The organism is Stenotrophomonas sp. S41 (assembly GCF_016624625.1).
Lineage (GTDB): Bacteria > Pseudomonadota > Gammaproteobacteria > Xanthomonadales > Xanthomonadaceae > Stenotrophomonas.
On the sequence record NZ_JACVTV010000043.1, the window covers coordinates 20954 to 30698 of the forward strand.

The window sequence follows — 9745 nt, forward strand, 5'->3', positions numbered from 1 at the left end:
GGCCATGGCCCCTTATCCTTTGCACATGAACGCCCCGCTCTTCCCGATTTCCCCGCTGCTGCCGCAGATCCAGCAGCACCTGGCCGCGCAGCCGCGGCTGGTGCTGGAAGCGCCGCCCGGCGCCGGCAAGACCACCCAGGTGCCGCTGGCCCTGCTCGATGCGCCGTGGCTGCAGGACCGGAAGATCATCCTGCTGGAACCGCGCCGTGTGGCCGCACGCAGCGCCGCGTTGTTCATGGCGCGGCAGCTGGGCGAAGAGGTGGGCGGCACCGTCGGCTACCGCATCCGCTTCGAGAACAAGATCTCGGCGCGCACCCGCATTGAAGTGGTCACCGAGGGCATTCTGACCCGCATGCTGCAGGATGACCCGATGCTGGAAACGGTCGGCGCGATCCTGTTCGATGAATTCCACGAGCGCCACCTCAGTGGCGACCTCGGCCTGGCCCTGGCGCTGGACGTGCAGGCGCAGCTGCGCGACGACCTGCGGCTGGTGGTGATGTCGGCCACGCTGGATGGCGAGCGGCTTGCCCGCTTCCTCGATGCGCCGCGGCTGAGCAGCGAGGGCCGCAGCTATCCGGTGGCGGTCAGCCATTTCCCGGCACGTCGCGATGAGGCACTGGAGCTGCAGGTGCGCCGCGCGGTGCAGCAGGCCCTGGCCGAGCATCCCGGCGACCTGCTGGTGTTCCTGCCCGGCCAGCGCGAGATCGCCCGCGTCCAGGCCGGTCTGCAGGAATCGCTGGACGGCAGCGTCGAGGTGCTGGCGCTGCACGGCGAGCTGCCGGTGGAACAGCAGGCACGCGTGCTGCAGGTTGCCAGCGATGGCCGCCGCCGCGTGGTGCTGGCCACCAACGTGGCCGAATCTTCGGTGACCCTGCCCGGCGTGCGCGTGGTGATCGACAGCGGCCAGGCGCGCGAGCCGCGCTACGACCCCAACAGCGGCTTCACCCTGCTGGACGTGGTGGCCATCGCCCAGGCCTCGGCCGACCAGCGCGCCGGCCGTGCCGGACGCGTGGCCGAGGGCGTGGCGTGGCGGCTGTGGCCGCAGTCGCAGCGGCTGGAGCCGCAGCGCCGCGCCGAGATCGACCAGGTGGAACTGGCCGGGCTGGCGCTGGAACTGGCGGCCTGGGGCAGCAGCGACCTGCGTTTCCTCGATCCGCCGCCGTCCGGCCCGATGGCCGCCGCACGCGAACTGCTGCAGCGCCTGGGCGCACTGTCGGACACCGGCGCGATCACCGCACTCGGCCGCCGCGTACTGGCGCTGGGCACGCACCCGCGCATGGCGGCGATGCTGCTGGCCGCGCCCGATGCGCGCGCACAGGCGCTGGCCGCCGATCTGGCCGCGCTGCTGGAAGCACGCGATCCGCTGCGCCAGGGCGGCGATGCGCTGGCCGCACGCTGGCGTGCGCTGGCGGCATTCCGCAACGGTCGTGCGCCGTCCGATGCCAACCGCAGCGGCCTGGCCGCCATCGATGCGGCCGCCAAGCAGTGGCGCCGACGCCTGCGCTGCGAGGCGACGCCGCCCAGCAGCATCGAAGCGCATGAGCTGGGTGATCTGCTCGCCCACGCCTTTCCCGACCGCATCGGTTTCCAGCACCCCAGCGATCCGCTGCGCTACCTGCTGGCCAACGGCCGCAGCGCGCGCCTGCATGAACTGAGCGACCTGCGCGGCGAGCCGTGGCTGGTGGTCAGCGAGCTGCGCTATGAAGCACGTGATGCCCTGCTGCTGCGCGCCGCGCCCGTGGATGAAAACGCGTTGCGCGCGGCATGGCCGCAGCGCTTCGTCACCGAGGACACCGTGCGCTGGGACAGCGAGCGCCGCGCCCTGGTGGCCCTGCGCGAGACGCGCTTCGACCGCATCGTGCTGGACAGCCGCTCGGCCGGCCGCGTCGATCCGCAGCATGCCGCGCAGGCACTGACCGATGCGGTGGCCGAGCTCGGCCTGTCGGCGCTGCCGTGGACCGAGGGCCTGCGCCAATGGCAGGCGCGGGTGGAATCGCTGCGCCGCTGGATGCCCGAACTCGGCCTGCCCGACTGCAGCGACGCCGCCCTGCTGGCCACCCGCGCGCAGTGGCTGCAGCCGGCGTTCGCCGGCAAGACGCGGCTGGATGCCTTGGACGAGAGCAGCTTCGGTGAAGCGCTGAAGTCGCCGCTGGAATGGTCGCAGCGGCAGCTGGTGGAGCGCCATGCGCCGACCCGCATCACCGTGCCCTCGGGGCTGGAACGACCGATCAGCTATGCGCTGGACAGCGAGAGCGGTGAACCGCTGCCGCCGGTGCTGGCGGTGAAGCTGCAGGAACTGTTCGGCCTGGCCGACACCCCGCGCATCGCCGATGGCCGCGTACCGCTGACCCTGCACCTGCTGTCGCCGGGCGGCCGCCCACTGCAGGTCACCCAGGACCTGCGCAACTTCTGGGAAAACACCTATGCCGAGGTGAAGAAGGAGATGAAGGGCCGCTACCCGCGCCATCCGTGGCCGGACGACCCGTGGACGGCGACGGCGACGCACCGGGCCAAGCCGCGCGGCACCTGACGGCGGGGTCGGAGCCCTTTGCGTTGCAAAGGGATCCGACCCCGCCCTGCCTGATCCTGAATGGACCGGGTAAAGTCACCTCATCGACCGCCCTGACTGACATACCGTTTACAGGCAGCACGACACACTGGACTTCGACCCGAGGCAAAGGACCCCACGAATGAGCAAGCTGACCGTTATCACCGACCGCGCCCTGGAGCGCGCCCTGGAACTGGCGCACACCGCGGGTGATGGCCTGAAGAGCGCCGGCGGCAGCCTGCGCCATCTCGGCCCGCAGGCCAGTGACTGGATCAAGACCGGCGCCGCCGTGGGTGCGGTGAAGACCGGCGGCAAGGTCGCCACCAAGTTCGTGCGCCGCAACCCGGCCGTGGCCATCACCGCCGCTGCCGTGGGCGTGGGCCTGCTGGGCTACGCGCTGTACCGCAAGCAGCAGAAGAAGAAGGCCGCCAACGGCCAGGTGGTGAACGGGCAGGCCAAGCGCATCAACGCGCGTGACCGCCGCAACCACACCGTGGTGGATGAGCACAGCGACATCGGCAGCGATGCCTGAGGCCTGCCTGCGGGTCAGCGCCCTTCCTGCGGAAGGGGCCTGACCCCGATCCAGGGTCGGATTCCTTCCGCAGGAAGGGCTCCGACCCTTTTCGTTTCTGCAGTCCGGCTCAGCCGATCTGCCGCCACTGCCCCGGCTGCAGGTCATCCAGCCGGTATGGCCCCATCGACACGCGCACCAGGCGCAGCGTCGGCAGGTTCACCGCCGCGGTCATCCGCCGCACCTGGCGGTTGCGGCCTTCGCGGATCGTGATCGCCAGCCAGCTGTCCGGCACGGTCTTGCGGAAACGCACCGGTGGATCGCGCAGCCACAGCTCCGGCGCCGGATCGAGGCGCTCGATCTTCGCCGGTAACGTCGGCCCATCGTTCAGGACCACGCCGTCGCGCAGCTGCTGCAGCTGCTCATCGCTGGGCGTGCCTTCCACCTGCACCCAGTAGGTCTTGTCGGCCTTGTGCTTCGGGTCGGTCAGCTTGTGCGCCAGCGTGCCGTTGTCGGTCAGCAGCAGCAGGCCCTCGCTGTCATGGTCAAGCCGGCCGGCAGCGTACACGCGCGGCGGCAGGCCGAAGCCGGCCAGGGTCGGCCGCGGCGGCACGCTGCGGTCGGTGAACTGGCAGAGCACGTTGAAGGGCTTGTTGAAGGCGATCAGCATTGCGGAAACGGCAGGCGGCGGGGTGATGCATTGTCCCACGCCGCGCTGCGCGCTCGCCGGGCGGGGCCCGGCGTCATCGGTTTACGGCTTCACGAACCGCAGGGTCATGCGGTCGCTTTCGCCGATGGCCTGGTACTTGGCGTCGTCGGCCTTGTCGTGCTGGTTGGTCGGCGGCAGGGTCCAGACACCGTTCGGGTGGTCCTTGGTGTCACGCGGGTTGGCATTGACCTCGGTGCGCGCATCCAGCTTGAAGCCGGCGGCCTCGGCCATGGCGATCACCTGCTGCTGGCCGACATAGCCGGTGTCGTCGTCATCGGCGACGTCGGCCTTGGCGCGATGCTCGACCACGCCCAGCACGCCGCCCGGCTTCAGCACATTGAAGAAGCCCTGGAACATGCCCTGCGCCTGGCCGGCCTTGCGCCAGTTGTGCACGTTGCGGAAGGTCAGCACCACGTCGGCCGAATTGGCCGCGCCGAACACCGGCTTGGCCGGGTCGTAGCCGACCACGGCGGCCTTGTCGAACTGGGCCGGTGCGCCGGCAAACTTCTTTTCCAGGCCGTCGCGGCTGCGCTGCTGGTAATCGCGGCCACGGCCTTCGGGCACGGCGGCCGGATCGACCACGGCGGCGATGTAGTGGCCCTTGTCACGCAGCAGCGGCGCCAGGATTTCCGAGTACCAGCCGTTGCCGGGGGTGATCTCGATGACGGTCTTTTCCGGTGCGACCTTGAAGAAGGCCAACGACTGAGCCGGATGGCGGTAGTTGTCGCGTTTCACATTGGCGGGGTCGCGGGTCGATGCCTTCACCGCGGCATCGATGGCCGGCGAGACTTGGATCTTCGCCGGTGCCACCGTGGCCGGTGCAGCGAATGCGGGAACAGCAACGAGCAGGGCCGAGGCAAGCAGCAGGCGGCAGCTACGCAGGGACGAGGCAGCGATCATCGGGGCGATTCCAGCGGAAGATGCGGCGAGACTAGCAGCCGCCGCGTGCAAGGTGTTCACAAAACGTTAGCCACGCGCTCCGAGACGGAACACTGTTTTGTGTTCGACGCCGCAGCGCGGTCACACAGCGCGTTCTATGCTGCAGGACTACCCCCAAGGAGTCCGTGCCCATGACGGCAACCCGCGAACTGGGCCGTTCCGGCCTGCATGTACGTCCGCTCGCCTTCGGTGGCAACGTGTTTGGATGGAGCGCCGATGAGAAGGCCAGCTTCGCCCTGCTCGATGCCTTCGTCGATGCCGGCTTCAACCTGGTCGATACCGCCGATGTCTATTCGGCCTGGGTGCCGGGCAACGAAGGCGGCGAATCGGAAACGCTGATCGGCAAGTGGTTCGCGCGCAGTGGCAAGCGCGACAAGGTGGTGCTGGCGACCAAGGTGGCCAAGTGGGCAGAACGCCCCGGCCTGACCCCGGACAACATCAACGCTGCGGTGGAAGATTCGCTGCGCCGCCTGCAGACCGATGTCATCGATCTGTACCAGGCCCACGAGGACGATGAATCCACGCCGCTGGAGGCGACGCTGGCTGCGTTCGGCCGGCTGATCGAAGCGGGCAAGGTGCGCGCCATCGGTGCGTCCAACTACAGCGCCACGCGCCTGGCCGATGCGCTGAAGGTGTCCACCGATTACAAGCTGCCGCGCTATGAAACCCTGCAGCCGGAGTACAACCTGTACGACCGCGCCGGTTACGAGAAGGAACTGGAACCTCTGGTGCAGCGCGAACAGATCGGCGTGATCGGTTATTACGCACTGGCCAGTGGTTTCCTCAGCGGCAAATACCGCACCCCGGCCGATGCCAGCAAGAGCCCGGCGCGTGGCGAAAACGTGGTCAAGCGCTACCTGAACCCGCGTGGCCTGCGCATCCTGCAGGCGCTGGATGATGTGGCCAGCAAGCACAACGCCAGCGCCGCGCAGATCGCGCTGGCGTGGCAGATCGCACGGCCGTCGATCACCGCACCGATCGTCAGCGCCACCAGCGTCGAGCAGCTGCACGACCTGCTGGCGGCCGCCAACGTCGGCCTGAGCGTGCAGGACATCGCACAGCTGGACGCGGCCAGCGTCGAGGGTTGATCGCAGCATCCAGCCGGGGTCGGATCCCTTTCGCAGAAAGGGCTCCGACCCCAAGGGCGCCGACCAAGGTCGGCATCTACCAGATGCCGCTGCGCTCAACGCGGCACGCTGTCCTCACCCACCAGCGCGTGATGCACGCCGATGCCCGCGCGCACGCCTTCGGCCATCGCCAGGGTGATATTGCCGACCGTGGTCGCGTCGCCCGCGGCGTAGACGTTCGGCACCGAGGTCTGCTTCATCATGTCGACCTCGACCAGCACGCCCAACGGGCTTTCCACCAGCATGCAGCCCAGCTGCTGCACCAGCGGCGTGGCCATCTGCTGCATCGCCGGCACGAACAGCGCACGCTGGGCGATGCGCCGGCCATCGGCCAGTTCCACTTCCAGCCACGTCGGCTGTTCGCCCTGCACGCCCACCACCGGGGTGGTCTCGATCTGCACGCCGCGCTGCTGCATGGCGGCCTGCTCTTCATCGCTGATCGGCAAGCCCTGGCTGAAGAAGGTGACGTTGCCCCAGTCGGCAAACAGCGTCGCCTTGGCCGCCGACATCGGGTGGCCACCGAGCAGGCCGATGGCACCGCCGCCGACTTCGTAGCCATGGCAGTACGGGCAATGCAGCACGGTGCTGCCCCAGCGTTCGGCCAGGCCCGGCAACTCGGGCAGCTGGTCGGCGATGCCGGTGGCCAGCAGCAGCTTGCGCGCGGCCAGCACTTGGCCATCGGCAGTACGCACCTCCACGCCATCGGCAGTGGACTGCGCATGCACCACCTCGCCCTGCAGCCAGCGCACGGTGGGGTAATCCAGCAGCTGCTGGCGCGCGTTCTTCAGCAGCTCGGCGCCACTGACGCCGTCCTGGCCGAGCACGCCATGGGAATGGCTGGCGGCGCGATTGCGCGGCAGTCCGCTGTCGATGATGGTGACCGGACGGCGCGCGCGGGCCAGGATCAGGCCGGCGGCGATGCCGGCGTAACTGCCGCCGACGATGATGACATCAGGATTCATGGGGACCTTCCAGGGAACGGTGATGGGCAAGATGGCGGGCGAAGTCGGCGCCCAGCTGGTCCAGGGTGCTGGCCTGCAGGCGCGCTTCGAGCAGGCGCTGGGCCTCGCGCGCGCCGTCCTGCAGGGCCTGGTTGACCAGCTGCTGGATCGGGCAGCCACCGCCGTTGTCGCGCTGGCCGAACTGCACCAGCGGCGGCGCACCGACGGCCAGGTAGATGTCGTGCAGGCTGATCTGCGCCGCGTCGCGCGCCAGCTGGCTGCCGCCGCCGTGGCCGCGCGTGCTGCGCACCAGGCCGGCCTTGTGCATCTGCGCCAGCAGGCGGCGGATCACCACCGGGTGGGTCGGCAGGCAGGTGGCCAGTTGTTCGGAGGTGCGCGGGCCTTCCTGGCCGACCAGGTGGGCCATCACGTGCAGGGCGTCGGAGAGCGGGTCTGCGGATTTCATGTAACTACGATAGTTACATTTAAACCACCTGTCGAGGGTCCGCTTTCGTTCCATTTGGACACATCTGTCCTATCTCACGCGCCCTTCACATCATTGAACGCAACGGTAATGTGATCTGCTTCGCACTTCAGCGGACTCAAGCGCGGTCGATACCGCATCGCCCCCCTTCCAAGAGTCCGCTCCATGAACGCCTCCTCCCGTGCGCCGCGGCTGCAGTCGAAGCTGCTTGGTGCTGTGTCCGTTGGTCTGGCCATCGTCCTGCTGTGCGCCCTCGCCGGCCTGGCATCGGCGTGGCTGAAGCTGTCCACCGAAGTCCCCGCCGAGGTCGCCCACAGCCGCGATGCCGAGCGCCTGCAGCGCGAGTTCCGCGGGCAGGTGCAGGAATGGAAGAACGTGCTGCTGCGCGGCCACGACGAGGCGCTGCGCCAGCGCCACCTGCAGGCCTTCGATGACGAGGGGAAACTGGTGGAGACGCTGGCCACGGGCCTGGCCACCAGCCCCGATGCGCGCACCCGCGACATGGCGCAGGCGTTCAGCGCCCTGCACGCGCAGCTGCAGAAGGATTACCACGCCGCCCTGCAGGCGTTTGCCGAGGCCGGCTACGACCCGTCCGCCGGCGACAGCCTGGTGCGCGGCAAGGATCGACCAGTGGCCGCGGCGCTGGATGCGCTGGGCACGCACACCGCCGAGGTGGCCGAGGCCGCTGTAAGTGCGCGTTCGCAGCAGGCACGGCACACCCTGGTGGTGTGCGCGGTGCTGACCATCGCCGCAGCGGTGCTGCTGCTGGTCGGCCTCGGCTGGTGGTTGCGGCGTGCCGTGGTGCAGCCGGTGCTGGCAGTGAAAGCCGCCGCGCGCGCGGTGGCCGCCGGCGATCTGGACCATGTGGTGCAGGTACGCAGCCGCGATGAGATCGGCCGCCTGGCGCAGGCCATGCAGGCCGTGCAGGGCACCCTGCGCGACGTGCTCGCCGCACAGGCGGCGATGGCGCAGGCGCACGACGCCGGCACCATCAGCCACCGCATGCAGGCCAGCGCCTTCCCCGGCGCGTACGGGCGCATGGTGGCCGACACCAATGCACTGGTCGACGCGCACATCCAGGTGAAGATGCGTGCGATCTCGATCATGGGCCGCTACGCCGTGGGCGACCTCAGCCAGGACATGGAACGCCTGCCCGGCGAGAAGGCGGTGATCACCGAGGCGCTGGATGCGGTCAAGCACAATCTCGGCGCGATCAACGGCGAGATCCGCCGCCTGGCCGGTGCGGCCGCCGCCGGCGATTTCAGCCAGCGTGGCGACAGCGCGCGCTTCGAGCATGATTTCCGCGCGATGGTCGATGGCCTGAACCAGCTGATGCAGGGCACCGAGCAGAACCTGGGCGAGGTCTCGACGATGCTGCGTGCGATTGCCGATGGCCGCCTGGGTGCACGCATGCACGGCGATTTCCAGGGCGTGTTCGCGCGCATCGCCGGCGATGCCAACACCACGGCGGCGCAGCTGGCGACGATCGTCACCGACATCAAGCACACCTCGGGCAGCATCCATTCGGCCGCCGCTGAAATTGCTGCCGGCAACAACGACCTGTCGCGCCGTACCGAACAGCAGGCCGCGAATCTGGAAGAGACCGCCGCGTCGATGGAGGAACTGACCTCCACCGTGCGCCAGAACGCCGAGCACGCACGCCAGGCCAACCAGCTGGCGATCGGCGCGCACGGCGTGGCCTCGCAGGGCGGTGAAGTGGTCGGCCAGGTGGTGGCGACCATGGGCGCGATCGAGACGTCCTCGCGGCAGATCGCCGCGATCATCAGCGTCATCGATGGCATCGCCTTCCAGACCAATATCCTGGCCTTGAACGCGGCCGTGGAAGCAGCGCGGGCCGGCGAACAGGGCCGTGGTTTCGCCGTGGTCGCCAGCGAAGTGCGCACGCTGGCGCAGCGCTCGGCGGCGGCGGCCAAGGAGATCAAGACGCTGATCGAAGCGTCGGTGGAACAGGTCGGCCACGGCGCGGAGCGTGTGCGCCAGGCCGGTGACACCATGGCCGAGATCGTCGCCTCGGTGCAGCGGGTGACCGACATCATGGCCGAGATTTCCGCGGCCTCGCAGGAACAGAGCGCGGGCATTGAACAGGTCAGCCAGACCGTGATCCAGATGGATGGCACCACCCAGCAGAACGCCGCGCTGGTGGAAGAAGCGAGTGCCGCAGCGCGCAGCCTGGAACAGCAGGCCGACCGCTTGATCGAAGCGGTGGATGTGTTTGATCTGTCGAGTGCGGCGACGACCAAAGATGCCTTCGCGCGCGCGGCATGACGGTATTGCATTGGTAGCGCCCGACCGTTGGTCGGGCGACGACGCGAAGCGGCGCGCATCCGTGCGGACCAACGGTCCGCACCCACCAAGGGTCCGGTCACCCAGCAGCACCTCAGGTCGCGGGGGGGGGGGGGGGGGGGGGGGGGGGGGGGGGGGCGGGGGGCCCGGGGGGGCGGGGGGGGGGGGGGGGGGGGGTGGGG

Annotated in this window: 8 protein-coding genes; 4 read left to right on the forward strand and 4 right to left on the reverse strand. The window is 69.3% G+C overall.

The genetic code is table 11. The features are described from left to right. The first annotated feature begins 25 nt into the window (after positions 1-25). Both hrpB and IAE56_RS11030 read left to right on the forward strand, forming a co-directional pair. Positions 26-2530: an ATP-dependent helicase HrpB gene (gene hrpB / locus IAE56_RS11025; RefSeq protein WP_200752572.1), complete on the forward strand. Its 2505-nt coding sequence runs from the start codon at positions 26-28 to the stop codon at positions 2528-2530. A 160-nt stretch (positions 2531-2690) separates the two neighbouring features. Next, the gene (locus tag IAE56_RS11030; RefSeq protein ID WP_164074529.1) at positions 2691-3080 is read left to right on the forward strand and encodes a hypothetical protein; all 390 of its coding nucleotides are present in this window, start codon (positions 2691-2693) and stop codon (positions 3078-3080) included. Between the two features lie 109 nt (positions 3081-3189). On the opposite strand, the gene IAE56_RS11035 is transcribed toward IAE56_RS11030, so the two are convergent. Together IAE56_RS11035 and IAE56_RS11040 are read right to left on the reverse strand one after the other, a co-directional pair. Continuing rightward, on the reverse strand, positions 3190-3729 hold the full coding sequence (locus tag IAE56_RS11035) for a pseudouridine synthase (protein ID WP_116865064.1): 540 nt from the start codon (positions 3727-3729) through the stop codon (positions 3190-3192). 81 nt (positions 3730-3810) lie between these two features. Beyond that, positions 3811-4668 (reverse strand): class I SAM-dependent methyltransferase, encoded by an 858-nt coding sequence (locus tag IAE56_RS11040; protein WP_200752573.1) that lies wholly within the window; start codon positions 4666-4668, stop codon positions 3811-3813. A gap of 170 nt (positions 4669-4838) precedes the next feature. Here IAE56_RS11040 and IAE56_RS11045 point away from each other — a divergent pair, with 170 nt between their 5' ends. Continuing rightward, positions 4839-5795 carry an aldo/keto reductase gene (locus IAE56_RS11045; RefSeq protein ID WP_108770426.1) on the forward strand — a complete coding sequence of 319 codons (957 nt, stop codon included), beginning with the start codon at positions 4839-4841 and terminating at the stop codon, positions 5793-5795. Between the two features lie 95 nt (positions 5796-5890). Here the strand turns inward: IAE56_RS11045 and IAE56_RS11050 are convergent, their stop codons facing one another. Both IAE56_RS11050 and IAE56_RS11055 read right to left on the reverse strand, forming a co-directional pair. Continuing rightward, a complete protein-coding gene (locus IAE56_RS11050) occupies positions 5891-6796 on the reverse strand; it encodes an NAD(P)/FAD-dependent oxidoreductase (RefSeq protein WP_200752574.1) in 906 nt (301 codons plus the stop codon). Continuing rightward, entirely contained in the window at positions 6786-7241 is a 456-nt protein-coding gene (locus IAE56_RS11055; RefSeq protein ID WP_200752575.1) for an Rrf2 family transcriptional regulator, read from the reverse strand. The genes IAE56_RS11050 and IAE56_RS11055 overlap by 11 nt, the downstream gene beginning before the upstream one ends. Positions 7242-7424: 183 nt before the next feature. On the opposite strand from IAE56_RS11055, the gene IAE56_RS11060 reads away from it, so the two are divergent. After that, positions 7425-9545 (forward strand): methyl-accepting chemotaxis protein, encoded by a 2121-nt coding sequence (locus IAE56_RS11060; RefSeq protein WP_200752576.1) that lies wholly within the window; start codon positions 7425-7427, stop codon positions 9543-9545. The last annotated feature ends 200 nt before the right edge of the window (positions 9546-9745 follow it).

Bases quoted from the DNA above. Each gene is read 5' to 3' on its own strand.
- IAE56_RS11035 (WP_116865064.1), bottom strand. From the start codon at position 3,729: ATGCTGATCGCCTTCAACAAGCCCTTCAACGTGCTCTGCCAGTTCACC.
- IAE56_RS11030 (WP_164074529.1), top strand. From the start codon at position 2,691: ATGAGCAAGCTGACCGTTATCACCGACCGCGCCCTGGAGCGCGCCCTG.
- IAE56_RS11040 (WP_200752573.1), bottom strand. From the start codon at position 4,668: ATGATCGCTGCCTCGTCCCTGCGTAGCTGCCGCCTGCTGCTTGCCTCG.
- IAE56_RS11045 (WP_108770426.1), top strand. From the start codon at position 4,839: ATGACGGCAACCCGCGAACTGGGCCGTTCCGGCCTGCATGTACGTCCG.
- IAE56_RS11060 (WP_200752576.1), top strand. From the start codon at position 7,425: ATGAACGCCTCCTCCCGTGCGCCGCGGCTGCAGTCGAAGCTGCTTGGT.
- IAE56_RS11050 (WP_200752574.1), bottom strand. From the start codon at position 6,796: ATGAATCCTGATGTCATCATCGTCGGCGGCAGTTACGCCGGCATCGCC.
- hrpB (WP_200752572.1), top strand. From the start codon at position 26: ATGAACGCCCCGCTCTTCCCGATTTCCCCGCTGCTGCCGCAGATCCAG.
- IAE56_RS11055 (WP_200752575.1), bottom strand. From the start codon at position 7,241: ATGAAATCCGCAGACCCGCTCTCCGACGCCCTGCACGTGATGGCCCAC.